The organism is Streptomyces sp. NBC_01233 (assembly GCF_035989305.1).
Taxonomy (GTDB): domain Bacteria; phylum Actinomycetota; class Actinomycetes; order Streptomycetales; family Streptomycetaceae; genus Streptomyces.
In genome coordinates this window covers 3647139-3673052 of the sequence record NZ_CP108514.1, presented here as the reverse complement: position 1 = coordinate 3673052, position 25914 = coordinate 3647139, and the positions used below count along the sequence as shown (strand labels likewise).

Annotated in this window: 18 protein-coding genes; 10 read left to right on the top strand and 8 right to left on the bottom strand. The window is 71.9% G+C overall.

The window, feature by feature from the left end; translation table 11 throughout:
- Positions 1 to 103: 103 nt before the first annotated feature.
- From OG332_RS17190 to OG332_RS17170, 5 genes are all read right to left on the bottom strand, one after another.
- The gene (locus tag OG332_RS17190) at positions 104 to 1414 is read right to left on the bottom strand and encodes a DUF58 domain-containing protein (RefSeq protein ID WP_327414307.1); all 1311 of its coding nucleotides are present in this window, start codon (positions 1412 to 1414) and stop codon (positions 104 to 106) included.
- A complete protein-coding gene (locus tag OG332_RS17185) occupies positions 1414 to 2400 on the bottom strand; it encodes an AAA family ATPase (RefSeq protein ID WP_327414306.1) in 987 nt (328 codons plus the stop codon). Before OG332_RS17185 ends, OG332_RS17190 begins: the two co-directional genes overlap by 1 nt.
- On the bottom strand, positions 2397 to 3854 hold the full coding sequence (locus OG332_RS17180) for a DUF4350 domain-containing protein (protein ID WP_327414305.1): 1458 nt from the start codon (positions 3852 to 3854) through the stop codon (positions 2397 to 2399). Before OG332_RS17180 ends, OG332_RS17185 begins: the two co-directional genes overlap by 4 nt.
- 83 nt (positions 3855 to 3937) lie before the next feature.
- Positions 3938 to 4573 (bottom strand): DUF4129 domain-containing protein, encoded by a 636-nt coding sequence (locus OG332_RS17175; RefSeq protein ID WP_327414304.1) that lies wholly within the window; start codon positions 4571 to 4573, stop codon positions 3938 to 3940.
- Complete coding sequence (locus OG332_RS17170; RefSeq protein WP_327414303.1) at positions 4573 to 5820, bottom strand: glycerophosphoryl diester phosphodiesterase membrane domain-containing protein; 1248 nt, start codon at positions 5818 to 5820, stop codon at positions 4573 to 4575. Before OG332_RS17170 ends, OG332_RS17175 begins: the two co-directional genes overlap by 1 nt.
- A 261-nt stretch (positions 5821 to 6081) precedes the next feature.
- Here OG332_RS17170 and mtrA point away from each other — a divergent pair, with 261 nt between their 5' ends.
- The 6 genes from mtrA (at position 6082) to OG332_RS17140 (ending at position 13426) form a co-directional block, all read left to right on the top strand.
- Positions 6082 to 6771, top strand: a complete 690-nt coding sequence (gene mtrA / locus OG332_RS17165; protein ID WP_189747360.1) for a two-component system response regulator MtrA — start codon at positions 6082 to 6084, stop codon at positions 6769 to 6771.
- 1 nt (position 6772) lies between these two features.
- The gene (gene mtrB / locus OG332_RS17160) at positions 6773 to 8728 is read left to right on the top strand and encodes an MtrAB system histidine kinase MtrB (RefSeq protein ID WP_327414302.1); all 1956 of its coding nucleotides are present in this window, start codon (positions 6773 to 6775) and stop codon (positions 8726 to 8728) included.
- Entirely contained in the window at positions 8718 to 10580 is a 1863-nt protein-coding gene (locus OG332_RS17155) for an LpqB family beta-propeller domain-containing protein (protein ID WP_327414301.1), read from the top strand. Before mtrB ends, OG332_RS17155 begins: the two co-directional genes overlap by 11 nt.
- Positions 10581 to 10700: 120 nt before the next feature.
- On the top strand, positions 10701 to 11492 hold the full coding sequence (locus OG332_RS17150) for a ComF family protein (protein ID WP_327414300.1): 792 nt from the start codon (positions 10701 to 10703) through the stop codon (positions 11490 to 11492).
- Positions 11493 to 11784: 292 nt separating this feature from the next.
- Positions 11785 to 12480, top strand: a complete 696-nt coding sequence (hpf, locus tag OG332_RS17145) for a ribosome hibernation-promoting factor, HPF/YfiA family (RefSeq protein ID WP_327419262.1) — start codon at positions 11785 to 11787, stop codon at positions 12478 to 12480.
- A 193-nt stretch (positions 12481 to 12673) separates the two neighbouring features.
- Positions 12674 to 13426: a response regulator transcription factor gene (locus OG332_RS17140; RefSeq protein WP_327414299.1), complete on the top strand. Its 753-nt coding sequence runs from the start codon at positions 12674 to 12676 to the stop codon at positions 13424 to 13426.
- 35 nt (positions 13427 to 13461) lie between these two features.
- Here the strand turns inward: OG332_RS17140 and OG332_RS17135 are convergent, their stop codons facing one another.
- Complete coding sequence (locus OG332_RS17135) at positions 13462 to 14622, bottom strand: winged helix-turn-helix domain-containing protein (protein ID WP_327414298.1); 1161 nt, start codon at positions 14620 to 14622, stop codon at positions 13462 to 13464.
- Between the two features lie 9 nt (positions 14623 to 14631).
- Complete coding sequence (locus OG332_RS17130; protein WP_327414297.1) at positions 14632 to 15291, bottom strand: GNAT family N-acetyltransferase; 660 nt, start codon at positions 15289 to 15291, stop codon at positions 14632 to 14634.
- A gap of 241 nt (positions 15292 to 15532) precedes the next feature.
- Here OG332_RS17130 and secA point away from each other — a divergent pair, with 241 nt between their 5' ends.
- Positions 15533 to 18340, top strand: coding sequence for a preprotein translocase subunit SecA (secA, locus tag OG332_RS17125; protein WP_327414296.1), 2808 nt, complete (start codon positions 15533 to 15535; stop codon positions 18338 to 18340).
- 259 nt (positions 18341 to 18599) lie between these two features.
- Here the strand turns inward: secA and OG332_RS17120 are convergent, their stop codons facing one another.
- Positions 18600 to 19058: an Rv3235 family protein gene (locus OG332_RS17120; RefSeq protein ID WP_327414295.1), complete on the bottom strand. Its 459-nt coding sequence runs from the start codon at positions 19056 to 19058 to the stop codon at positions 18600 to 18602.
- A gap of 302 nt (positions 19059 to 19360) precedes the next feature.
- Between OG332_RS17120 and OG332_RS17115 the strand changes: the two genes are divergently transcribed.
- From OG332_RS17115 to OG332_RS17105, 3 genes are all read left to right on the top strand, one after another.
- Positions 19361 to 19861, top strand: a complete 501-nt coding sequence (locus OG332_RS17115) for a DUF6912 family protein (RefSeq protein ID WP_327414294.1) — start codon at positions 19361 to 19363, stop codon at positions 19859 to 19861.
- On the top strand, positions 19858 to 20520 hold the full coding sequence (locus OG332_RS17110) for an HAD family hydrolase (RefSeq protein ID WP_327414293.1): 663 nt from the start codon (positions 19858 to 19860) through the stop codon (positions 20518 to 20520). The genes OG332_RS17115 and OG332_RS17110 overlap by 4 nt, the downstream gene beginning before the upstream one ends.
- Positions 20521 to 20888: 368 nt before the next feature.
- On the top strand, positions 20889 to 25868 hold the full coding sequence (locus OG332_RS17105; protein WP_327414292.1) for an NAD-glutamate dehydrogenase: 4980 nt from the start codon (positions 20889 to 20891) through the stop codon (positions 25866 to 25868).
- Positions 25869 to 25914 lie beyond the last annotated feature (46 nt).

Below are 25914 nucleotides of genomic sequence, written 5' to 3'. Positions count from 1 at the left end.
GTCCTCCTGGTGGGTGCCCGACCAGCGTATTCAGCCCGACGAGCTGAAGGCCTTCAGCTCGTCGGCTGCACCGTGAGGAGAACGGACAGTGGCGGGCGGCAGGCTACAGGCGGCCGGCGGCCTTGAGGGCCAGGTAGGCGTCGGCCAGCGCCGGGGCCAGGGTGTCCGGGGTCGCGTCGACGACGTGGACGCCGTGCCGGGAGAGCTGGTCGGCGGTGCGGCGGCGCTGGGCCTGGGCCTGGGTGCCGGCCGCAGCCTCGTAGACCGCGTCCACGCTGCCGCGGGACTTCGTCATCTCGGCGACGTACGGGTCGGCGACGGAGGCCAGCAGAACCGTGTGGCGCTGGGTGAGCCGGGGCAGCAGCGGGAGCAGGCCCTCTTCGATCGGGGCCGCGTCCAGGCTCGTCAGGAGGACCACCAGGGACCGGCGCGGGGCGCTGCGCAGGACGGTGGAGACCAGGGTGCGGGCATCCGTCTCGACCAGTTCGGGTTCGAGGGGGGCCATCGCGTTGACGAAGGACGGGAGGATGTCGGCCGCCGCGCGTCCTTGGACCTGGGCCCGGGGGCGGCGGTCGTGGGCCAGCAGGTCCACGCGGTCGCCGGCGCGGGTGGCCAGGGCGGCGAGGAGCAGGGCCGCGTCCATCGCGGAGTCCAGGCGGGGGGCGTCGCCGACACGGCCCGCCGAAGTGCGGCCGGTGTCGAGGCAGATGAGGATGTGCCGGTCGCGTTCGGGCCGCCAGGTGCGGACGGCCACCTTGTGCTGGCGGGCGGTGGCGCGCCAGTCGATGGAGCGGGTGTCGTCGCCGGGGACGTAGTCGCGGAGGCTGTCGAACTCGGTGCCCTCACCGCGCGTCAGGACGCTGGTACGGCCGTCCAGTTCGCGCAGCCGGGCCAGCCGGGAGGGCAGGTGCTTGCGGCTGGTGAAGGGCGGCAGGACCCGGACCGTCCAGGGGGACACGTGGGTGCCCTGGCGGGCCCACAGGCCCAGGGGCCCGTACGAGCGGATCGTGACGCGGTCCGCGCGGCGGTCGCCGCGGCGGGTGGGGAGCAGACGGGTGGTCAGCCGGCGGCGTTCGCCCGCGGGGACGACCACCTCGTGGCGGGAGGCGGCGCCCTCCGTGCCGGGGAGCCAGCTGCTCGGGGGCCAGGCGTCGCGGACGCGGGCCCGTAGCGTGCGGCTGCCGGGGTTGGTGACGGTGAGGTGGACGTCCGCCGGTTCGCCGAGGCGGACCGAGGTGTCCCCCGAGCGGGCCAGCACGAGGCTGCGGACCGGCGCCGCCAGGGCGTAGTCGACCGCGCAGGCCAGGGCGATCGGGCCGTTGACCGCGAGCATTCCCGTCCAGCTCGGTTCGAGGACGCCGACCGGAATGCTGCCGAGGGCCGCCAGCAGGGCGGCGCGTCCGGTGAGGGCCATCAGCGGGGGACGGGGACGTGGGAGAGGATCGCCGTGATGACGGCGTCGGCGGTGACTCCCTCCATCTCCGCTTCCGGGCGCAGCTGGACGCGGTGGCGCAGTGTCGGGAGGGAGAGGGCCTTGACGTCGTCGGGGGTGACGTAGTCGCGGCCGGTGAGCCAGGCCCAGGCGCGGGCGGTGGCGAGCAGGGCGGTCGCGCCGCGGGGGGAGACGCCGAGGGTGAGCGACGGCGATTCGCGGGTGGCGCGGCAGATGTCGACGACGTAGCCGGCGATCTCGGGGGAGACGGAGACCTTGGCGACGGCCTCGCGGGCGGCTTCGAGCTGGGCCGGGCCGGCGACCGGGCGGATGCCGGCGGCGTGCAGGTCGCGGGGGTTGAAGCCGGCTGCGTGGCGCGTCAGGACGCCGATCTCGTCCTCGCGGGAGGGCAGAGGAACCGTCAGCTTGAGCAGGAAGCGGTCCAGTTGGGCTTCCGGGAGGGGGTACGTGCCCTCGTACTCGACCGGGTTCATGGTGGCGGCGACGAGGAAGGGCTCCGGCAGCTTGCGCGGGGTTCCGTCGACCGTGACCTGGCGTTCCTCCATCGCCTCGAGGAGGGAGGACTGGGTCTTCGGGGGCGTGCGGTTGATCTCGTCCGCGAGGAGGAGGTTGGTGAAGACCGGGCCGTTCTGGAAGGAGAACTCGGCGGTGCGGGCGTCGTAGACGAGCGAGCCGGTGACATCGCTCGGCATCAGGTCGGGGGTGAACTGGACGCGCTTGGTGTCGAGTTCGAGGGACGCGGCCAGGGCCCGTACGAGGAGGGTCTTCGCGACGCCGGGGACGCCTTCGAGGAGGACGTGGCCGCGGCACAGGAGCGCGACGACGAGACCGGTGACGGCCGAGTCCTGGCCGACCACGGCCTTGCCGATCTCGGTGCGGAGCGCTTCGAGGGAAGCGCGGGCGCTGTCCGCGGTCGCAGCCGTGGACTCGGTGGCCGGGTACGTCATGACGTACGGACCTCTCTTTCGAGGGCGTCGAGGTGGTCGGCGAGCGCGACGAGTGCCGCGTCGTCGGAGGGGGTGGTACCGAAGAGGAGGGCGGTGACGTCCCAAGTGCCGTCCGTGAGCCGGGCGGAGACCGCCGGGGCGAGGGCGGCGGGGTCGTGGGCCCGGGTGTGCGGTACGCCGGTGAGGGCGGCGAGGCGTTCGCGGGTGGCGGCGCGCAGCACGGTGGCGGCGCGGTCGCGGGCGCCTGCCTTGCGGTACAGGCGGGCTCGGCCCTCGGTCGCCTCGGAGGCGCGGATGACGACGGGGAGCTTCTCGGTGACGAGGGGGCCGAGGCGGCGGGCGCGCCAGAGGGCGGCGACGACGGCGGCGAGGAAGAGCTGGAGCAGGGCCCAGGACCAGCCGTCCGGGACGAGTTCGAAGAGGCTCTTGTCCTCGGAGGCGCCGGTGTCCGGGTCGGAGTCCGCGAGGGACGGCATGTACCAGACGAGTTCCGGTCGTGAGCCGAGGAGTTGGAGGGCGAGGGAGGCGTTGCCTTCCTCGGCGAGGCTCTCGTTGAGGAGGACCGTCTCGGATCCGAGGAGGACGGTGTCGCCGCGGGTCCCCGCCAGGAGGGTGAGCAGGGTGGGGTGGCCGCCGCTGGGGTAGCAGGCGGTGGCTCCCGGGAGGGTGGTGGTGTAGCGCAGGCCGCCGCCGGTTGCTGCGCGGCCGGCGGAGGCCCCGGCGGGCAGGGTGCAGGCGGGGTCGAGTTCGTCGGGGGCGGCGTCTCCGGCGGTGCGGACGCCGGGGGAGAGATAGGGGAGGCTGTGGCCGCCGGGGGCGAGCAGGACGGTGCGGCCGCCGGAGAGGTCGATGGCGGAGCGGATGGTGCGGCGCTGGGTGGCGCCGAGCCGGTCGGGGTCGGTGACCAGGAGGGTGGTGCGGGGGCCGGCCGCGTCGGCGGCCTCGGTGGCGGTGGTGACGACGCGGGTGGTGACGCCGCGGGCCTTGAGGAGCTCGGCTACGGCGCGGCTGCCGAAGGGGTCGGCGGAGCGGGGGTCCAGGTAGCCGTGGCGGGTGCCGGAGTTGAGGGCGGCCAGGATGGTGACGCCGATGGCCAGGACGGCGGCGGTGGCGAGGATGCGGCGGGTGCGGTGGGCTTTGCGGGTGCGGGCTGATGTGCCGTTGCCGTTGCCGTTGCCGTTGCCGTTGCCGCTGCCGTTGCCGTTGCCGTTGCCGTTGCCGCTGCCGCTGCCGCTGCCGCTGCCGCTGCCGCTGCCGCTGCCGCTGCCGTTGTCGCCGTTGCCGGCCGTGCCGCCGTTGCCCGCCGTGCCGCCGGTGTCGTTGTCCGTGCCGGGGGCGGTCGGCGGGGTGGGGCCGGGCGCGCGCCGGGGCGTTTCCTCGGGCGCCGAACGTGGCGGGGGGTCGGAGGGCCGGGCCGCATTGCGTTCGACGCCCTGCGGGGAGCGCCCCGGCACACACCCGTCCCCGCCTGAGCCCGCGGTGGGACGGCCCGGTGTGGTTTCCGCGCCCTGGGGGCTTGGGGGCCCGTCGTGGGGCGTCATGGGGTGGGTCCCGTCAGGAGGGGCTTGGTGTGGGTGAGGGTGAGGTCGAGGGTGCGCAGGCGCGTGTACGTGTCGGCGTCGGCGGTGCGGCCGCCGTAGGTGACGTCGTCGAAGGTGCGGGCGGCGGCGCGGAGGTCTGCGGCGTGGTCGGGGAGGGACGCGGCGGCTTCGGCGGCCGCCTCGTCGGCGGTGCGGCCCGGGCGGGGGTCCAGGAGGGTGCGCTCCTCCAGGGAGCGGACGACGGCGCGCATGCGTTCCTGGACGGCTTCGGTCCAGCGGCCGGCGGCGGCGTGGGCGTCGGCGGCCTTGCGGTGGTCGGCGGCGCTGCGGATGCCGTCGTCGAAGAGGGTGCCCGGGGAGGTGGCGGTGCGGCTCGGGGATCCCAGGCGCCACCACAGGGCGGCTATGGCGAGGGCTGCCAGGAGGACGACGGCGATCAGGCCGACGGCGCCTCCGGGGGTTGCCCCGGAGGCGGCGCCGAAAAGGTCGTCGAGCCAGTCGAAGAACGCGCGTGTCGCGCGGTCCACCAGGCTCGGGTCGTTCTCGTGGTACATCGGCTTGGACAGCTCGCGCGAGGCCGCCTCACGGGCGGCCTCGCGCGGTGTCGTCACCGGCGGGACCTCCGCGCGCATCACCCGTAGTTCTCGACGCCGGCCGCCCGGGCGAGCTCCAGGTCGAGGCCCTCGCGCCGGATGCGCTGGTCGACGTAGAGGAGGACGGTGACGCCGGACTGGATCGGCATGACGATGGTCTGCGCGATGATCAAGCCGATGGCGGAGAAGATCAGCGTGCCCCAGGCGGTCTGGGCGCTGCCGTCCTCCAGGGCGTCGAACCCGCCGCCGAAGGCGAGGAGGCCGATCAGCTGGAGCGGGCCGACGATCATCAGCCCGACCACGAACGCGATGACGCCGGTCAGCAGCGTGATGCCGAAGACGCGCCACCAGGAGCCCTTGACCAGCTTCGAGGACCGGGCGAAGGCCTTGAAGACGCTGCTCTTCTCCAGCATCAGGGCGGGCGAGGCCAGGCTGAACTTGATCCCCAGCCAGACGAGGAGCGGGAGCCAGGCGACGAAGCCGAGGATGATCAGGCCGGTGCTGTCGGCGGTGATGCCGGGCAGGACCAGGACGGCGCCGATCAGGATGGCGCCCAGGGCCAGCAGCAGGGTGAGCCCGATCAGGCGCAGCAGCTGGGGGCGGGCCTCGCGCCAGGCGGTGGAGACCGAGGAGCTCTGGCCGAGCACGGCCCGGCTGAAGACCATGGTGAGCATCGCGGTGACCACGATGGTGCCGAGGATCTGGATGAACTGGGTCACCACCGTCACCGACAGGGTGCTGCCGACGCTGTCGAGCATCTGCTCGGGCGTGACGTCCTCGTTCGGTGCGAGGACGACGTCCTCCAGCATGTACTTCTGCACGAGCACGCTGATCACCTGGACGACCGTGACCACGACCAGGGTGATGGGCAGCACCGAGCGCCAGTGGGTGCGCATGGTGGCGACCGCGCCGTCGAGGATCTCGCCCAGGCCCAGGGGGCGCAGGGGGATCACACCGGGCTTGGCGGCCGGGGGGCTGCCCCATTGGCCGGGTCCGCCCGGGTAGCCGTACTGGGGGCCGTTCTGGCCTGCGTACGGGGTGTCCTGGCGCTGTCCCCAGCCTCCCGCGGCGGGCTGCGGGGGTGCCGGCGGGGTTTCGGGAGCCGTGGTGCCCGGGTTCGACCACTGGCCGGGCGGCGGCTGCTCGGCGGACCACTTCGGGTCGCCGGCCGGCCGGCCGGGCTGCTGCGCGCCGCCGTCGGTGCCCGGCTGGGCGGCGGGGGTTCCCGGCCGCTCGCCGTCGGACGGAGAGGATCCGGGCGTAGCCCAGCCCGGAGAGTCGTTCATCGTCGCTCCTTCACGTGCACCTGCGGCGGCGGGGGCGCCGGTCGCTGCCATCGTGCCACGTGGGGGTCCCGAACGGAGTAGGGGATTGTGAGGCCCCCGTAACCCTGGCCGTCCCCCCGGAGGTCCGGCAGCCCTTACCTTCAATTGTCGCCCGGATCCGGGGCAGACTGGTCGACCTGATCTCCACGCAGGTCCGAGGGGCGATTTCCAGCCCTTTTGGCTGTGGGACAGCTCACCGCCGGGTAACGATTAGCTAATGGGATGATGTCAACCATGAAGGGACGCGTCCTTGTCGTCGACGACGACACCGCGCTGGCCGAGATGCTCGGCATTGTGCTGCGTGGAGAAGGTTTTGAGCCGTCGTTCGTAGCGGACGGTGACAAGGCACTTGCTGCCTTCCGGGAGGCGAAGCCGGACCTGGTACTGCTCGACCTCATGCTGCCCGGACGGGACGGCATAGAGGTGTGCAGGCTGATCAGGGCCGAGTCCGGTGTGCCGATCGTGATGCTCACCGCCAAGAGCGACACGGTGGACGTGGTCGTGGGCCTGGAGTCCGGGGCCGACGACTACATCGTCAAGCCGTTCAAGCCGAAGGAGCTGGTGGCCCGTATCCGGGCCCGTCTGCGCCGGTCGGAGGAGCCCGCACCCGAGCAGCTGGCCATCGGTGACCTGGTCATCGACGTGGCCGGGCACTCGGTCAAGCGGGACGGTGCCTCGATCGCCCTGACCCCGCTCGAGTTCGACCTGCTGGTCGCCCTCGCGCGCAAGCCCTGGCAGGTGTTCACCCGCGAGGTGCTGCTGGAGCAGGTCTGGGGCTACCGGCACGCGGCGGACACCCGCCTGGTCAACGTGCATGTGCAGCGTCTGCGCTCCAAGGTGGAGAAGGACCCGGAGCGCCCCGAGATCGTCGTGACGGTGCGCGGTGTCGGCTACAAGGCCGGACCCAGCTGAGGTGCAGTCCGGCACGTCCGCCGCGTCCGGCCGTGGCCGCGGCGGTTCCCGCTGGCGCAGCCTCTGGGCCGGCCGGCCGTTCCAGGCCGGAGCGCCCGGCAGCCCCGTGCTGCGGCTGTTCGTACGCCTCGTACGCCGGCCGCTGGTTCCGGCTGTCCGGCTGTGGCGCCGCAACATCCAGCTCCGGGTGGTCGCCGCCACCCTGCTGATCTCGCTCTCCGTGGTCCTCGCCCTGGGCGTCGTCGTGATCGCCCAGGTCAGCAGGGGGCTGCTCGAGGCCAAGGAGCAGGCGGCGCAGAGCCAGGCGGCGGGCGGGTTCGCGGTCGCGCAGGAGAAGGCCAACGCACCCGCCACCGTGGACGGGCCCGACGCCGTCGACAACAAGGTCGGCCGGGACGCCAGCACCTGGATGAACTCCCTCGTCAAGCAGCTGGCCAGTGGCGGCCAGACCGCCTTCGAGGTCGTCGCGCTCGGCGCCGGCACCGGGGAGCAGACCCTTCCCGGGACGCAGGGCGTCAAGGGCGCCCGCGCCTCCGGCAACGTCGATCCGACGGCCAGCGTGCCCGTGAAGCTGCGCCGGGCCGTCAACCACGCGACCGGCGCGTTCAAGACCTTCTCCGAGATCCGCTACACGGCGGGGGCCGGGGACAAGGCCCCCGAGCCGGCGCTGGTCGTGGGCAAGCGGCTCACCGACATCAACGGGGACCCGTACGACCTGTACTACCTCTTCCCGCTCACGCAGGAGGAGGAGTCCCTCAATCTGATCAAGGTCACCATCGTGACCGCGGGCCTGTTCGTCGTCGTCCTGCTCTGCGGCATCGCCTGGCTCGTCGTGCGCCAGGTCGTGACCCCCGTACGGATGGCCGCCGGGATCGCCGAGCGGCTCTCGGCCGGGCGGCTCCAGGAGCGGATGAAGGTCACCGGCGAGGACGACATCGCCCGCCTGGGCGAGGCCTTCAACAAGATGGCGCAGAACCTCCAGCTGAAGATCCAGCAGCTGGAGGAGCTGTCGCGGATGCAGCGCCGGTTCGTCTCGGACGTCTCGCACGAGCTGCGGACCCCGCTGACGACGGTACGGATGGCGGCCGACGTCATCCACGACGCCCGGGTCGACTTCGACCCGATCACCGCGCGCTCCGCCGAGCTGCTCGCCGGGCAGCTCGACCGGTTCGAGTCGCTCCTCTCCGACCTGCTGGAGATCAGCCGCTTCGACGCCGGGGCCGCGGCCCTGGAGGCCGAGCCGATCGACCTGCGGGACGTCGTGCGCCGCGTCATCGACGGGGCCGAGCCGCTCGCCGAGCACAAGGGCACGCGGATCCGGGTCCTCGGCGACACCCAGCCGGTCATCGCCGAGGCCGACTCGCGGCGCGTCGAGCGCGTGCTGCGCAACCTCGTCGTCAACGCCGTGGAGCACGGTGAGGGCCGCGACGTGGTGGTCCGGCTGGCGTCCGCGGGCGGGGCCGTGGCCGTCGCCGTACGGGACTACGGCGTCGGGCTGAAGCCCGGCGAGGCCACCCGCGTCTTCAACCGCTTCTGGCGGGCCGACCCGGCGCGGGCGCGCACGACCGGCGGGACCGGCCTCGGACTGTCCATCGCGGTCGAGGACGCCCGGCTGCACGGCGGCTGGCTGCAGGCCTGGGGCGAGCCGGGCGGCGGCTCGCAGTTCCGCCTGACCCTGCCGCGCACGGCCGACGAGCCGCTGCGGGGCTCGCCCATCCCGCTGGAACCCGAGGACTCACGGGCCAACCGGGCCAGGGCCGCCGCCGAGGCTGCGGGCCGGACGGCGGACCGACCCGCCCCGGAACCCGGCGACCGGTCGCCGATACCGCCGCGGTCGCCGGTCACCGGAGCGCTGCCGGTGCCCGCCGACCCGACGGCCCTGCCGGGCAACGGGGCCCGGGTGGTGGCCCGCCCGGCCGACCAGGCACAACAGGAGGACCGAGCCGATGGACGCTGAGCCCGAGAACGCGCGGCCCGGGGGCGTGCGGGTACGGGGCCGGCGGCTGCGCACCCTGCGGGCGTACGCCTTCGGCACGGCCGGGCTGCTGCTGGCCGGCTGCGCCTCCATGCCCGACCACGGCGAGATCCGCCCGGTGCAGGCCTCGCAGGGCGTCGACTCCCAGGTTCGCGTCTTCGGCGTGCCGCCCGCCGACAAGGCGAGCGCGGCCGACATCGTCGACGGCTTCCTGGAGGCGATGACCAGCGACGATCCGCAGCTGGAGACCGCCCGCAAGTACCTCACCGAGGAGGCTGCGAAGAGCTGGAAGCCCAGCTCCGCCGTCACCGTGCTCTCGTCCGGCCTCGACCGGGTCTCGATCCGCGGCGAGAAGGACCCGGACGGGCCGCGCTGGAAGGTGACCGGCACGAAGCTCGCGACCGTGGACGAGCGCAGCGCGTACCAGCCGCAGACCGGCGGCGAGAAGTACGAGGAGTACCTCCAGCTCGTCCAGGACGAGGACAAGCAGTGGCGGATCTCGCAGCCGCCCAACGGCCTCGTGCTCAGCGAGTCGGACTTCCAGCGCATCTACATGCCGGTCAACAAGTACTACTTCGCGGGCGGCACGCTCGTCGCCGACCCCGTCTACGTGCGCCAGCGCACCGATCCGGACTCGCGGATGGACCCCACCACGCAGACGGTGCAGTCGCTGCTCGCCGGGCCGTCCAGATGGCTCGGCCCCGTCGTCGAGTCCAGCTTCCCCAGCGGTACGGAACTGCGCGAGGGCACCAAGTCCCTTTCGTACGACGGCCAGAACACGCTGCGGGTGCCGCTCAACGACAAGGCCGACAACGTCGCCCAGCCGCAGTGCAAGAAGATGGCCACCCAACTCCTCTACACGGTCAAGGACCTGACGGGCTCCCGGCTCGACCAGGTCGAGATCCTGCGCTCCGACGACAAGTCGTCCTCGCTGTGCTCGGTGACCGAGTTGAACGCGGCCGCGATCGCCAACCGGCCGCGGATCCCCGACTACCAGTACTTCGTCGACAACGAGAAGCGGCTGGTCCGGATGAAGCTGGACGTGACCAGCGAGGAACCGCCGCGGGCCGAGGCGCTGCCGGGGCCGCTGACCACCCTGCCCGCCTTCAAGGTCGGCTCGGCGGCCGTGACCTACGACGAGCGGCGCGCGGCCGTGGTCTCCCAGGACGGGCACGGGCTGTACGTGGTGCCCCTGGTGGGCGGCGGGCCCATGCCGCAGCCGCTGCCGGTCGGCAAGGGGAGCACGCTGACGGCGCCCAGCTGGGACGCGGCCGGTGACCTGTGGGTCGCGGACGGCGATGCGCAGCACCCGGGATTGTGGCGGGTGCCGGGCGGGGCCGGGACCCCGGAGAAGGTGCAGGTGGCCGGGCTGGACGGCGGGCGGATCGCCTCGTTGAAGGCCTCTTCCGACGGGGTGCGGATCGCGCTGCTCGTGGAGAAGAACAGCCGCAAGAACCTGTACGTCGGGCGGATAGAGCGGCCCGACGCCAAGGGCGACGCCTCGGCGGTGTCGGTGCGCGAGCTGCGCCCGGCGGCCCCGCAGATGGCGGACGTGACGACGATGAGCTGGGCGCCGCACGGGCGGCTGCTCGTGGTGGGCCGGGAGAGCGGCGGGGTGCAGCAGGCCCGCTACATGCTGGCGGACGGCTCGATGGTCGCGGCGAGCCTGCCCGGGGCGGCCGGGCTGTCCGCGGTCGCGGCCGCGGCGTCGGAGGACGAGTCGAAGCCGAAGCCGGTCGTCGCCTACTCGGAGGACGGGATCGTGTATCTGCCGCCGGGGGCGCAGTGGCGCACGGTGGCGGCGGGCGGCCAGGCTCCGGTGTACCCGGGCTGACCTGCGGCCAGGCTCCGGTGTACCCGGGCTGACCTGCGGCCGCGGGCTCGGTTGCGGCTCGGATCGCCGGCTCCGTCCACAGGGGTGGCGGGCTCCGTCCGCCGCCGTCACTGTGGAGGGGTGCGCGGTTGGTGGCAGGAGCTGGCCGGGCTGGTCCTGCCGGTCGACTGTGCCGGCTGCGGAGCGGTCCGGGTGTTGGTGTGCGCGGGCTGCCGGGAGGCGCTGAGCGGGGCCGGTGCGGGGCCGGTGCGGCCTTCTCCGCGGCCCGAGGGGCTGCCGGTGGTGCACGCCGCCGCCGTCTACGAGGGGGGCGTACGGGCCCTCCTGCTGGCCCACAAGGAGCGCGGGGCGCTGCCCCTGGCCGGGGTGCTCGGCGAGGCTCTCGCTGGGGCCGTGCTGGCGGGTCGGCCATGCGATGCGGGCGGCCCGGTCCGTACGGGGCCGCCTCCGGTGGAAGTGGCCCTGGTGCCGGTGCCGTCGGCGCGGCGGCAGGTCCGGGCGCGCGGGCACGATCCGGCGCGCAGGATCGCCCTGGCCGCCGCGGGGCGGCTGCGGCGGGCCGGTGTTCCCGCGCGCGTGGCGCCCGTACTGAGGCTGCGGCGGGTCGTAGCGGACCAGGCGGGGCTCGGGGCCCGGCAGCGCCGGGAGAACCTCGCGGGGGCGCTGGCGGTGTGCCGGGACGGGGCGCGGCTGACGGACGGGGCCCGGATCGTCATCGTGGACGACCTGATCACCACCGGGGCGACGCTGGCGGAGGCGGCCCGGGCGGTGCGCGCCGCGGGGCTGGCCGAGGGCCCGGGGGACGTGCCGCGGGCAGCCGTGGTCGCCGCGCCCGCGGACTCCTTCCGGTGGCTCCCCGGGGCGGTGCCCCGCCGACCTGCGACGCGTACTGGTCAAAAATCCCGTGAATAGATTTGGAACTGGCGGGGAAGGCCCATCGTTGCAGGTAGTAAGAGGGAACAGCCACCTGACTGGAAGTACATTCCGGTAGCGGGTGCCGACAACCGCCATAGAGGGATATGTTCGGTTGTAAGGAACTCAGGAGGCTGTCTCCCGACTCCGAAGTCGGTGGGTGTTGATCTTGCCGATGGGGGAGGAGGAGGTGAAAGCCGCCAAGTCCGAGGCTCCGGCCTTCACCGGAGTCTGGTGCGAAAGGGAGACGCTTCGCCCCGTCGGGCGGAGCTATCCGGGAACGGAGTTCTGCGTGGACATCGTCGTCAAGGGCCGCAAGACCGAGGTGCCCGAGCGGTTCCGCAAGCACGTGGCCGAGAAGCTGAATCCCGAGCGGATCCAGAAGCTCGACGCCAAGGTGATCAGCTTGGACGTCGAGGTGTCCAAGGAGCACAACCCGCGCCAGGCCGACCGTTCCGACCGCGTGGAGATCACCCTGCGTTCGCGGGGCCCGGTGATCCGGGCCGAGGCCGCCGCCGCCGACGCGTACGCGGCGCTCGACCTCGCTCAGGACAAGCTGGAGGCCCGGCTGCGCAAGCAGCACGACAAGCGTTACACCCGCCGTGGCAACGGCCGGCTCTCGGCGGCAGAGGTCGCCGACGTCGTGCCGGGCGTCGCCTCGCTCAACGGCAGCGGCCAGGTGGTCACCGAGGAGAAGACGGACGGGGTTCCGATCACTCGGATCGGGTCCATCGAAGTGCAGGGCGAAGGCCCGCTCATCGTCCGCGAGAAGACCCACTCGGCCGCACCCATGTCGCTCGACCAGGCTCTGTACGAGATGGAGCTGGTCGGCCACGACTTCTATCTGTTCGTCGACTCCGAGACGAAGCTGCCCAGCGTGGTCTACCGACGTCACGCATACGACTACGGCGTCATCCACGTGAACCCCGACGGTGCCTCCAGCTCGGAGGAGCCGCGAGGCGGCGCCGGCGGCGCGCTCGGCGGCTGAACCAACCATTCGTTGCCCCCGCGCAGACGCTCCGGCGTCCGCGCGGGGGCACCTGCATGACGGGTATTGCGCCAGGCGGGTCTTCGACGGCCCCCCGCGCCGTGGCGCGGGCATGGAATCATGGCGGGCAGTCAACCGGCCACGGTGTGTGTCCGGTTGGCCCAGCAGCTCAGCACATGCAGGGGGAGGAACGATGGCGGACAGCTTCGGGCCGGTGCGCGGGGACGACGGCGCGGGCTGCCGCGGCGCGGACCCGTCGGCGGAGCCCGCCGGCTCGCCGGCCGGCGAACCGATCCGGGTGCTCGTGGTCGACGACCACGCACTCTTCCGGCGGGGTCTGGAGATCGTCCTCGCGCAGGAGGAGGACATCCAGGTCGTCGGCGAGGCCGGGGACGGCGCGGAGGCGGTGGACAAGGCGGCCGATCTGCTGCCGGACATCGTGCTGATGGACGTGCGGATGCCCCGGCGCGGCGGCATCGAGGCGTGCACCTCGATCAAGGAGGTGGCCCCCTCCGCCAAGATCATCATGCTGACGATCAGCGACGAGGAGGCGGACCTCTACGACGCGATCAAGGCGGGCGCGACCGGGTACCTCCTGAAGGAGATCTCGACGGACGAGGTGGCCACGGCGATCCGGGCGGTGGCCGACGGCCAGTCGCAGATCAGCCCTTCGATGGCGTCGAAGCTGCTCACCGAGTTCAAGTCGATGATCCAGCGGACCGACGAGCGCCGGCTGGTGCCGGCGCCGAGGCTGACGGACCGGGAGCTGGAGGTCCTCAAGCTGGTGGCCACCGGCATGAACAACCGTGACATCGCCAAGGAGTTGTTCATCTCGGAGAACACCGTGAAGAACCACGTCCGCAACATCCTGGAGAAGCTGCAGCTGCACTCCCGGATGGAAGCCGTGGTCTACGCGATGCGCGAGAAGATCCTCGAAATCCGCTGACCCGCACCGACCGGGCCCTGCCGCCCGCACGAGGCCTAGAGGGCGGCGAGCTCCGCCGTGACGGCCGCCGCCTGCGCGGGCGAGCCCGCGCGCTCGATCCGCACGTCCTCGCAGCCGACCCACTCCGCCGCTTCCCGCAGGGCCTGCGCCATCGGGCCCGCGGCCTTCGGTGAGGTCAACGAGAGCTGCCGGGCGACCAGCGTGCGGCCCTCGCGGGCCGGGTCCACCCGGCCCTGCAACCGGCCGCCCGCCAGCAGCGGCATCGCGAAGTACCCGTGTATCCGCTTCGGCTTGGGGACGTACGCCTCCAGGCGGTGGGTGAAGCCGAAGATCCGCTCCGTGCGGGGGCGGTCCCAGACCAGGGAGTCGAAGGGCGACAGCAGCGTCGTGCGGTGGCGGCCCCGGGGGACCGTGGCGAGGGCGGCGGGGTCCGCCCAGGCGGGCTTGGACCACCCCCCGACCTCGACCGGGACCAGCCCGGAGTCGGCGATCACCGCGTCGACCTGCTCCCCCTTGAGGCGGTGGTAGTCCGCGATGTCGGCGCGGGTGCCGACGCCCAGGGACCGGCCGGCCAGGGCGACCAGGCGGCGCATGCACTCGCGGTCGTCCAGGTCGTCGTGGAGCAGCCGGCCGGGAACGGCCCGCTCGGGGAGGTCGTAGACCCGCTTCCAGCCGCGGCGCTCGCTGCACACCACCTCGCCGGTGTCGAGCAGCCACTCCACCGCGATCTTGGTCTCGGACCATTCGAACCACTCTCCGCCGTTCTTGGCGCCGCCCAGCTCGGTGGAGGTCAGCGGGCCGTCCGCCTTCAGCCGGTCCAGGACCGCCCGCGTCGAGTGCTGCTTGTCCTCGAGGATGTGCCAGCGGTGGCCGCGCGCCCGGTTGGCCCGGCGGCGGAAGGCGAAATGCGGCCATTCCTCGATGGGGAGGATGCAGGCCGCGTGCGACCAGTACTCGAAGGCGTGCCGGTCGGACCAGTACGCCCGCTCCACGGTGTCGCGGCCGACGGCGCCGAGGCGTGCGTACGGGATCAGCTCGTGCGAGCGGGCCAGCACCGAGATGGTGTCCAGCTGTACGGCGCCCAGGTGGCGCAGGACTCCGCGCACTCCTCCGCGGCGGTCGGGTGCCCCGAGGAAGCCCTGTGCGCGCAGGGCGATCCGGCGGGCCTCGTCGGCGGAGAGGGAGAGCGAAGTCATGTCCGCAGCCTAGGCGGGGCCACTGACATCGATACTCGTAGCGGGTTCCGGTGGTCGTGGCTCTGCCACTGACTGACGCCCTGCCGGGTTGTCTTCCCGCTGTACAGCGGGAAGGTACGGCAGCCGCGAGGGAAGGCCGAGGTCGGAGGGGAGCAGGGCGCCGACCCAGCAGTCGCGCGAGGTGCCCCGCTGCTCGATGCCGGCCCGCAGGACCCCCTCGACCTGGAAGCCGGCCTTCTCGGCCACGGCCTTCGAGCCCTCGTTGCCCAGCTCGGCGCGCCATTCCAGCCGTGTGACGCCGAGATCGGTGAAGGCCCAGCGGGCGACGGCCGTCACGGCCTCGGTCATGTAGCCCTGTCCGCGGTGCTCCTTCACCGCCCAGTAGCCGATCTCGTACGACTCCGCGCCGTGGACGTGCACGCCGACGGCCGCGACCAGCGGGCCCCCGGCCCCGAGGCGGACGGCGAAGGGGTAGCCCGTGTCCTCGCGCCAGCCGTTCGGCACGAGCTCGTTCACGAAGGCGTGCGCGTGCGCGCGCTCGTAGGGGGAGGGGACCAGGGTCCAGCGCTGGATGGCCGGGTCCTGCGCGGCCGCGTAGACCTCGTCCTCGTCGGCGGGGACGAAAGGCCTCAGTACCAGCCGGTCCGTGGTGAGTGTGATGGGCTCCATGAACGGATTCTGCTGCCGCCGGAGCGTCCGGAGCGAACCCTTTCCGGGAATCCCCCCGGGGGATGCGGCACCTTCCGTGTACCCCGTACGTTCTCAATCCGGGCACACGTGCCCCCACGGGAACGGCGGACCTCCCGACGCGGCCACGTCCTCGCTTACGATGGCCGTTGCGGTGGGGCCCACCTGCCGTGCCCGTGGTACGTACAGTGCCCAGGCCCGACCGGCAAGGAGACAAACCTCGGTGTCCGTCTTCAACAAGCTCATGCGTGCAGGCGAAGGCAAGATCCTGCGCAAACTGCACCGCATCGCGGACCAGGTCAACTCCATCGAAGAGGACTTCGTCAACCTCTCCGACGCCGAGTTGCGAGCGCTCACGGACGAGTACAAGCAGCGCTTCCAGGACGGCGAGAGCCTGGACGACCTGCTGCCCGAGGCCTTCGCGACCGTACGCGAGGCGGCCAAGCGCGTTCTCGGCCAGCGGCACTACGACGTCCAGATCATGGGTGGCGCGGCCCTGCACCTCGGCTACGTGGCCGAGATGAAGACCGGTGAGGGCAAGACCCTCGTCGGCACGCTTCCCGCGTACCTGAACGCCCTGTCCGGCAAGGGCGTCCACCTGATCACGGTCAACGACTACCTCGCCGAGCGCGACTCCGAGCTGATGGGCCGGGTGCACAAGTTCCTCGGCCTGGAGGTCGGCTGCATCCTGGCGAACATGTCGCCGGCGCAGCGCCGCGAGCAGTACGGCTACGACATCACCTACGGCACGAACAACGAGTTCGGCTTCGACTACCTGCGCGACAACATGGCGTGGTCGCAGGACGAGCTCGTCCAGCGCGGCCACAACTTCGCCGTGGTCGACGAGGTCGACTCGATCCTCGTCGACGAGGCCCGCACCCCGCTGATCATCTCCGGCCCCGCCGACCAGGCCACGAAGTGGTACGGCGACTTCGCGAAGCTGGTGACCCGCCTGACCAAGGGCGAGGCCGGCCAGCCGCTGAAGGGCATCGAGGAGACCGGCGACTACGAGGTCGACGAGAAGAAGCGCACCGTCGCCATCCACGAGACCGGTGTCGCCAAGGTCGAGGACTGGCTCGGCATCGAGAACCTCTACGAGTCGGTGAACACCCCGCTCGTCGGTTACCTCAACAACGCGATCAAGGCCAAGGAACTCTTCAAGAACGACAAGGACTACGTCGTCATCGACGGCGAAGTCATGATCGTCGACGAGCACACCGGCCGTATCCTCGCCGGCCGCCGCTACAACGAGGGCATGCACCAGGCGATCGAGGCGAAGGAAGGGGTGGACATCAAGGACGAGAACCAGACCCTCGCCACGATCACCCTGCAGAACTTCTTCCGCCTCTACTCGAAGCTGTCGGGCATGACCGGTACGGCCATGACCGAGGCCGCCGAGTTCCACCAGATCTACAAGCTCGGTGTCGTCCCGATCCCGACCAACCGCGACATGGTCCGCAAGGACCAGCCGGACCTGATCTACCGGACCGAGGTCGCGAAGTTCTCCGCCGTCGTCGACGACATCGCGGAGAAGCACGAGAAGGGCCAGCCGATCCTCGTCGGTACGACGTCGGTCGAGAAGTCCGAGTACCTCTCCCAGCAGCTCTCCAAGCGCGGCATCCCGCACGAGGTGCTCAACGCCAAGCAGCACGACCGTGAGGCGACGATCGTGGCCCAGGCCGGCCGCCGCGGTGCGGTCACCGTCGCCACGAACATGGCCGGCCGCGGTACGGACATCAAGCTCGGCGGCAACCCGGACGACCTCGCCGAGGCCGAGCTGCGCCAGCGCGGCCTGGACCCGGAGGAGCACATCGAGGAGTGGGCGCACGCCCTGCCCGAGGCGCTCACCCGGGCCGAGGCGGCCGTGAAGGCCGAGTTCGAAGAGGTCAAGGACCTCGGCGGCCTGTACGTGCTGGGCACCGAGCGCCACGAGTCGCGCCGCATCGACAACCAGCTGCGCGGCCGCTCCGGCCGACAGGGCGACCCGGGCGAGTCCCGCTTCTACCTGTCGCTGGGCGACGACCTGATGCGCCTGTTCAAGGCGCAGATGGTCGAGCGCGTCATGGCGATGGCGAACGTGCCGGACGACGTGCCGATCGAGAACAAGATGGTGACGCGCGCGATCGCGTCGGCCCAGTCGCAGGTGGAGACCCAGAACTTCGAGACGCGCAAGAACGTCCTGAAGTACGACGAGGTCCTCAACAGCCAGCGCGAGGTCATCTACGGCGAGCGCCGCCGCGTCCTGGAGGGCGAGGACCTGCAGGAGCAGGTGCGCTTCATGATGGACGACACCATCGACGCGTACATCGCGGCCGAGACGGTCGAGGGCTTCGCGGAGGAGTGGGACCTGGAGCGGCTGTGGAACGCCTTCCGGCAGCTCTACCCGGTGAAGGTCACCATCGAGGAGCTGGAAGAGGCCGCCGGCGACCGCGCGGGCATCACCGCCGAGTTCATCGCGGAGTCCGTCAAGGACGACATCCACGAGCAGTACGAGACGCGCGAGAAGACGCTCGGCTCCGAGATCATGCGCGAGCTGGAGCGGCGCGTGGTGCTGTCGGTGCTCGACCGCAAGTGGCGTGAGCACCTGTACGAGATGGACTACCTGCAGGAGGGCATCGGCCTGCGCGCGATGGCCCAGAAGGACCCGCTGGTCGAGTACCAGCGCGAGGGCTTCGACATGTTCAACGCCATGCAGGAAGGCATCAAGGAGGAGTCCGTCGGCTACCTGTTCAACCTGGAGGTCCAGGTCGAGCAGCAGGTCGAGGAGCTTCCGGTGCAGGACGCGGCGCCGTCGCTGACGAAGGAGCCGGCGGCGGCCGGGGCCGGCCGTCCGGAGATCCGGGCGAAGGGGCTGGAGGCTCCGCAGCGGCCGGACCGGCTGCACTTCTCGGCGCCGACGGTGGACGGCGAGGGCGGTGTCGTCGAGGGCGACTTCGACAGTGACTCCGTCGGTGGTGAGGGTGACGGGATGACGCGGGCGGAGCGGCGCAAGGCGGCGAAGGCCGCCGGCGGGCGGCGCCGCAAGAAGTGACCCCTCCGGGTCGCTGATCTCTCGGCCGGGGCCGGACACCGTGGGTGGTGTCCGGCCCCGGCCGCGTTGTGGGAGGGCGGGTGCGGCGCCGCCCCGGGGGCGTGCCCCCGGGGCGGCGCGCCTCGCACGCCGGCGGGGCTGGATTGTGCCGGCGAGGCCGGGAGGGGCCCTGGCGGGGCTCAAGGTCCGGGGCTCCGCCCCGGACCCCGCGCCTCGCACGCCGGCGGGGCTGGAACGGGCCCTGGCGGGGCTGGGGCCGCTAGGGGAGGGGGCCCTGGAGTTCCACCGCTGCGCAGCGCCAGCGGAGGTCCGGGCCTTGTTCCAGGCGGAAGGCCATGGCGGTGAGGCGGTCGCCCGTGGCGATGCGGGCGAAGGCTTCGATGACGCCCGGGCCGGGGGTGAAGCGGCCGCACTGGCGGATGACCGGGCGGAGGCGGTCGCGGAGAGGGTCGCGGCGGGGATCCGCGGGGGCCAGGGTGACCAGCTGCTGGTAGGCGGGGCCGACGGTGTGGCCGAGGAGCGAGTGGACCGGGCGGCGGCCGCTGACCACCGCGAGGAGGTGTTCGGCGAACCAGTGGTGCGGGCCGAGCCGCAGGGTCCGCGGGGGGCCTGCCGGGCGCCGCGGGTCGCGCCGTCCGGCGGGCCGGGTCCGGGTCTGGCCGCCCGGCCGGCGGCGGCTCCCGTCGTTGCCGATCGTGCCGCGCGTCGTCGTGTCCATCGCGATCTGCCCCCGAACAGGCCGGGCCCGGAAGGGTACCGGGCGGTAACTTGATGGGGATCTTCTACGGCCGCCGGACACGCTCCGCAACCACGCGGAGGGCCGGCCGGGCCGCTGCCCCGGTTCACCTATCCGAGTGGGCGCCGACCCCTTTTCGGGCCCGGAGAGCGCGCGTCCGGGGAGCGGGGTGGACGGACGCGGGTCCTGGTCCGGCACCTCGATGGGGTACGGACTCCGTCACCCTGCCGGACCCTCCGAGTCGTATCCTGGGGGAGTTTTCCGACTACTGAAAGCAGCCGGCCATGCGTGTGTACGTCCCCCTGACCCTCCCCGGGCTCGCCGAGGTGCACAAGGCGGGTGAGCTGGGCCCCGCCCCGCTGCGGGCGTACGCCGTCACCCCCGGGCTCCGCGAGTGGTACGTGTCGGACGACATCGAGGAGCTGGAGTACGCGGCCCTGAACCGGGCCGCGGCCGCCTCCCTGCGGCTGCTCGCCGCGGACGCGGGTGCGCCGCGCCGCCGCGTCGTCGTCGCCCTCGACGTCGACGACAAGGCCGCCACCGCCACCCCCGGGGTCGACGAGGCCACGCTCGGCCAGGTGATCCTGGCCGCCGCCGTGCGGCTCACGGTGGCCGCCGCCGTGCACGTGGACGCCGATGACGCCGACGAGGACGTGGCCGCCGCCGCGCAGGCCATCGCCGCCGCCGACGGCGGGGACGCGGACGCGCAGTTCATCGTCGACGGAGCCGAGGACCACGAGCTGCTGTGGTTCGGCGTGCAGGAGATTCCGGGGTTGCTGAAGTGACCGAAAAGCACATCGTCTGGGACTGGAACGGCACCCTCCTCCACGACATCGACGCCGTCATCGTCGCCACCAACGCCTCCTTCGCCGAGCTCGGCTTCGCGCCGATCACCCTGGAGACCTACCGCGACCTGTACGTCGTACCGGTGCCGAAGTTCTACGAGCGCCTCATGGGACGGCTGCCCACCGACGAGGAGTGGGTGGTCATGGACGAGGCCTTCCACCGGCACTACTGGGCGGCTGCCGAAGACGCCGGGCTCGCCGACGGCGCCCGGGAGCTGCTCCAGGAGTGGCAGCGGGACGGACTCACCCAGTCCCTGCTGTCCCTCGCGCCCCACGAGAAGCTCATACCGCTGGTCCGGACCCACGGCATCGACCACCACTTCCTGCGCGTCGACGGGCGGATCGGCCCCTCCCACACCTCCAAGGCGGGACACCTCGTACGCCACTTGGCCGCCCTGGACGGGACGGGTGTGACGGCGGGCCGTACGGTCCTCATCGGAGACGCCGTGGACGATGCCCTGGCCGCCGCCCACGTCGGTGCCCGGGCGGTCCTCTACACGGGTGGTTCGCACAGTCGTAGCAGTCTGGAATCAGCCGGTGTGCCGGTCGTGGACACCCTGGCCGAGGCCGTAAGGACAGCTCGCGGGCTGTCCGAATAGTGACTGGACAGCCCGCTGCACGGACAGCCGGGTCACGTCGCTGGCCAGACTGTCAAAGTTTCACCCCAAGATTTATACAGATGCAGCGAATGACGACCTGGGGGTAGGTCGGGATAGCCTTGTACCCGTGATCAGCGCGATAGTCATCGGGGGCACTGGAGCCTCCGGCCTGCGCCCGGCGCACGACCGTGCCCGGGCCTTCGCTGATCCCCGCCACCGGGACCTCCAGCCGATCTTGGCTCATTCCCTCCCGGTCGGCTCTCTCGACGGCATAGCGTCGATCCCGGACGGACTCCCCGCCTCGCGGAGCTATGTCGTTCCTTCCTTCACCTACGTCACGCAATGGCGCGCGACAGGAGCCAGAGGACATGCAGACCAAGCTGGACGAAGCAAAGGCCGAGCTGCTCGCACGGGCGGCCCGGGTAGCTGAGCACAGCCCGGCCGGGGGGCTACTTCCGACTGGGTCCGAGCAGGGAGAGCGTCCAGAGCAGGACGCGGTGCTCTCCTACCTCCAGCGCTACTACCTGCACACGGCACCCGAGGACCTCACGGACCGGGACCCGGTCGACGTGTTCGGAGCCGCGCTCTCCCACTACCGGCTCGCCGAGAACCGGCCGCAGGGCACCGCGAACGTGCGCGTGCACACCCCCACGGTCGAGGAGAACGGCTGGACCTCCAGCCACTCCGTCGTCGAGGTGGTCACCGACGACATGCCCTTCCTCGTGGACTCCGTGACGAACGAGCTGTCCCGCCAGGGCCGCGGCATCCACGTCGTGATCCACCCGCAGGTCGTCGTCCGCCGTGACGTCACCGGCAAGCTGATCGAGATCCTCGGCCCCGACTGCGACGCGCACGGCCCCCGTACCTCGCGCCCCCACGACTCCCTCGTCGAGTCCTGGATCCACGTCGAGATCGACCGTGAGACCGACCGCGCCGACCTCAAGCAGATCAACGTCGACCTGCTGCGCGTCCTGTCCGACGTCCGGGAGTCCGTCGAGGACTGGGAGAAGATGCGCGACGCCGCGCTGCGCATCGCCGAAGGCCTGCCCGAGGAGCCCACCGCCCCGGACCTGCGCGAGTACGAGCTCGAAGAGGCCCGTGAGCTGCTGCGCTGGCTCGCAGACGACCACTTCACCTTCCTCGGCTACCGCGAGTACAACCTCGTCGACGGCGACGCCCTGTCCGCCGTGCCCGGCACCGGCCTCGGCATCCTGCGCTCCGACCCGCACCACAGCGGCAAGGACGACGGCCACCCGGTCTCGCCGTCCTTCAACCGGCTGCCGGCCGACGCCCGCGCCAAGGCCCGCGAGCACCGCCTGCTGGTGCTGACCAAGGCCAACAGCCGCTCCACCGTGCACCGCCCCTCGTACCTCGACTACGTGGGCGTCAAGAAGTTCGACGCCGACGGAAACGTCGTCGGCGAGCGCCGCTTCCTCGGCCTGTTCTCCTCCGCCGCGTACACCGAGTCCGTGCGCCGCGTCCCGGTCGTCCGCCGCAAGGTCTCCGAGGTCCTGGACCGGGCCGGCTTCTCGCCGTCCAGCCACGACGGCCGCGACCTGACGCAGATCCTGGAGACCTACCCGCGCGACGAGCTGTTCCAGACCCCGGTCGACCAGCTGCAGTCCATCGTCACCTCCGTCCTGTACCTGCAGGAGCGCCGCCGGCTGCGGCTGTACCTGCGCCAGGACGAGTACGGCCGCTACTACTCGGCCCTCGTCTACCTGCCGCGCGACCGGTTCACCACCGGCGTCCGGCTGCGCCTGATGGACATCCTGAGGGAGGAGCTCGGCGGCATCAGCGTCGACTTCACCGCCTGGAACACCGAGTCGATCCTCTCCCGCATCCACTTCGTCGTCCGCGTCCCGCAGGGCACCGAGCTGCCCGCCCTGACCGACGGCGACGTCGAGCGCATCGAGGGCCGCCTCGTCGAGGCCGCCCGCTCCTGGGCCGACGGCTTCCAGGAAGCGCTGATCGCCGAGTGCGGCGAGGAGCGCGCCGCGGAACTGCTGCGCCGCTACGGCACCTCCTTCGCCGAGGGCTACAAGGCCGACCACTCGCCGCGCGCCGCCGTCGCCGACCTGATCCACCTGGAGCGGCTCGCCGCCAGCGACCGTAAGTTCGCGCTCTCGCTGTACGAGCCGGTGGGCGCCGCCCCCGGCGAGCGCCGGTTCAAGATCTTCCGCACCGGCGAGCAGGTCTCGCTCTCCGCGGTCCTGCCGGTGCTGCAGCGCCTCGGCGTCGAGGTCACCGACGAGCGCCCGTACGAGCTCCGCCGCTCCGACCGGGTCAGCGCGTGGATCTACGACTTCGGCCTGCGGATGCCCCTGCCCACCGGGAACGGCGACGCCACGGCGACGAACTACCTCGGCGACGACGCCCGCGAGCGCTTCCAGGACGCCTTCGCCGCGGTCTGGCAGGGCGACGCGGAGAACGACAACTTCAACAGCCTCGTGCTGAGCGCCGGCCTCACCTGGCGGCAGGCCGTCGTCCTGCGCGCCTACGCCAAGTACCTGCGACAGGCCGGCTCCACCTTCAGCCAGGACTACATGGAGGACACCCTCCGCAACAACGTCCACACCACCCGGCTGCTGGTCTCGCTCTTCGAGGCCCGGATGTCGCCCGTCCGCCAGGCCGCCGGCAGCGAGCTCGTCGACGCCATGCTGGAGGAGCTGGACGGGGCCCTGGACCAGGTCGCCTCGCTCGACGAGGACCGCATCCTGCGCGCCTTCCTCACCCTCATCAAGGCGACGCTGCGGACCAACTTCTTCCAGACCGGCAGCACGGGCGAGCAGCACTCCTACGTGTCGATGAAGTTCGACCCGCAGGCCATCCCCGACCTCCCCGCGCCCCGCCCGGCCTTCGAGATCTGGGTGTACTCCCCGCGCGTCGAGGGCGTCCACCTGCGCTTCGGCAAGGTCGCCCGAGGCGGCCTGCGCTGGTCCGACCGCCGCGAGGACTTCCGTACGGAGATCCTCGGCCTGGTCAAGGCGCAGATGGTCAAGAACACCGTCATCGTGCCGGTCGGCGCCAAGGGCGGCTTCGTCGCCAAGAACCTCCCCGACCCGTCGGTGGACCGCGACGCCTGGCTCGCCGAGGGCATCGCCTCGTACAAGATCTTCATCTCGGCGCTGCTCGACATCACCGACAACATGGTCGCCGGCGAGGTCGTGCCCCCGAAGGGTGTCGTCCGCCACGACGAGGACGACACCTACCTCGTCGTCGCCGCCGACAAGGGCACCGCGACCTTCTCCGACATCGCCAACGGCGTGGCGGAGTCCTACGGCTTCTGGCTCGGCGACGCCTTCGCCTCGGGCGGCTCGGCCGGCTACGACCACAAGGGCATGGGCATCACCGCCCGCGGCGCGTGGGAGTCCGTCAAGAGGCACTTCCGCGAGCTCGGCCACGACAGCCAGACCCAGGACTTCACCGTGGTCGGCGTCGGCGACATGTCCGGTGACGTCTTCGGCAACGGCATGCTGCTCTCCGAGCACATCCGCCTGGTCGCCGCCTTCGACCACCGGCACATCTTCATCGACCCGACCCCGGACGCGGCCACCTCGTACGCCGAGCGCCGGCGCCTGTTCGAGCTGCCGCGCTCCTCGTGGGCCGACTACGACAGCTCGCTGCTCTCCGCGGGCGGCGGCATCCACCCGCGCAGCGCGAAGTCCATCCCGATCAACGCGCACGTCCGCGAGGCCCTCGGCATCGAGGCGGGCGTCACCAAGATGACCCCCGCCGACCTGATGCAGGCCATCCTCCAGGCCCCCGTGGACCTGCTGTGGAACGGCGGCATCGGTACGTACGTCAAGGCGACGGCCGAGACGCACGCCGACGTCGGCGACAAGGCCAACGACTCGATCCGCGTCAACGGCTCCCACGTGCGGGCCAAGGTCATCGGCGAGGGCGGCAACCTGGGCCTGACCCAGCTCGGCCGCATCGAGTTCGCCCGGACCGGCGCAGACGGCGAGGGCGGCAAGGTCAACACCGACGCCATCGACAACAGCGCGGGCGTGGACACCTCCGACCACGAGGTGAACATCAAGATCCTGCTCAACGCGGTCGTCGCGGACGGCGACATGACCGTCAAGCAGCGCAACAAGCTGCTCGCCCAGATGACCGACGAGGTGGGGCACCTGGTCCTGCGCAACAACTACGCGCAGAACACGGCGCTCGCCAACGGCGCGGCCCAGGCCCCGAGCCTGCTCCACGCCCAGCAGCGCTACATGCGCCGCCTGGAGAACGCCGGACTGCTGGACCGCGGGCTGGAGTTCCTGCCCACCGACCGGCAGATCCGCGAACTGCTGAACGGCGGCAGGGGCCTGACCCAGCCGGAGCTGGCCGTGCTCTTCGCCTACACCAAGATCACGGTGGCGGACGAGCTCATCGCCACCGGGCTGCCGGACGACCCGTACCTGCGCCGCCTGCTCTTCGCGTACTTCCCGGTCGCCCTGGGCGAGAAGTTCGCCGAGCAGATCGACGCGCACGCGCTGCGCCGCGAGATCATCACCACCATCCTGGTCAACGACACCGTCAACACCGGCGGTTCGACCTTCCTGCACCGCCTGCGCGAAGAGACCGGGGCCTCCACGGAGGAGATCGTCCGGGCGCAGCTCGCGGCCCGCGAGATCTTCGGCCTGGCCGAGGTGTGGGACGCGGTGGAGGCGCTCGACAACAAGGTCGCCGCCGACGTCCAGACCCGGGTGCGGCTGCACTCGCGGCGCCTGGTCGAGCGCGGTACCCGCTGGCTGCTGAACAACCGCCCGCAGCCGCTGCAGATCTCCGAGACCATCGCCTTCTTCGCGGAGCGGGTCGGTCAGGTCTGGGCGGAGCTGCCGAAGCTGGTGCGCGGCGCCGACCTCGAGTGGTACCGGTCGATCCTCGACGAGCTGACGGGCGAGGGCGTCCCGGAGGAACTGGCCGCCAAGGTGGCCGGGTTCTCCTCCGCCTTCCCGACGCTCGACATCGTCGCGATCGCCGACCGCACGGGTGTCGGCTGCCTGGAGGTCGCCGAGGTCTACTACGACCTCGCCGACCGCCTGGACATCACCCAGCTGATGGACCGGATCATCGAGCTGCCGCGGGCGGACCGCTGGCAGTCCATGGCCCGTGCGTCGATCCGCGAGGACCTGTTCGCGGCGCATGCGGCGCTGACCGCCGATGTGCTGTCGGTGGGCAACGGCAGTTCGACTCCCGAAGAGCGCTTCAAGGCGTGGGAGGAGAAGAACGCGGCGATCATCGGGCGTGCGCGGACGACGCTGGACGAGATCCGGGGATCGGACGACTTCGACCTGGCGAATCTGTCGGTGGCGATGCGGACGATGCGGTCGCTGCTGCGCGCGCACAGCTGATCGGTTGGTCGTGCGGAACGGGCCGGGCCCGGGACCTCGTGGTCCC

Coding starts and splice junctions, on each gene's coding strand:
- OG332_RS17185 (WP_327414306.1), bottom strand. CDS start 2,400: ATGACGTACCCGGCCACCGAGTCCACGGCTGCGACCGCGGACAGCGCC.
- OG332_RS17105 (WP_327414292.1), top strand. CDS start 20,889: ATGCAGACCAAGCTGGACGAAGCAAAGGCCGAGCTGCTCGCACGGGCG.
- OG332_RS17170 (WP_327414303.1), bottom strand. CDS start 5,820: ATGAACGACTCTCCGGGCTGGGCTACGCCCGGATCCTCTCCGTCCGAC.
- OG332_RS17130 (WP_327414297.1), bottom strand. CDS start 15,291: ATGGAGCCCATCACACTCACCACGGACCGGCTGGTACTGAGGCCTTTC.
- OG332_RS17135 (WP_327414298.1), bottom strand. CDS start 14,622: ATGACTTCGCTCTCCCTCTCCGCCGACGAGGCCCGCCGGATCGCCCTG.
- OG332_RS17140 (WP_327414299.1), top strand. CDS start 12,674: ATGGCGGACAGCTTCGGGCCGGTGCGCGGGGACGACGGCGCGGGCTGC.
- OG332_RS17115 (WP_327414294.1), top strand. CDS start 19,361: ATGCGTGTGTACGTCCCCCTGACCCTCCCCGGGCTCGCCGAGGTGCAC.
- OG332_RS17120 (WP_327414295.1), bottom strand. CDS start 19,058: ATGGACACGACGACGCGCGGCACGATCGGCAACGACGGGAGCCGCCGC.
- mtrA (WP_189747360.1), top strand. CDS start 6,082: ATGATGTCAACCATGAAGGGACGCGTCCTTGTCGTCGACGACGACACC.
- OG332_RS17190 (WP_327414307.1), bottom strand. CDS start 1,414: ATGGCCCTCACCGGACGCGCCGCCCTGCTGGCGGCCCTCGGCAGCATT.
- OG332_RS17155 (WP_327414301.1), top strand. CDS start 8,718: ATGGACGCTGAGCCCGAGAACGCGCGGCCCGGGGGCGTGCGGGTACGG.
- OG332_RS17175 (WP_327414304.1), bottom strand. CDS start 4,573: ATGCGCGCGGAGGTCCCGCCGGTGACGACACCGCGCGAGGCCGCCCGT.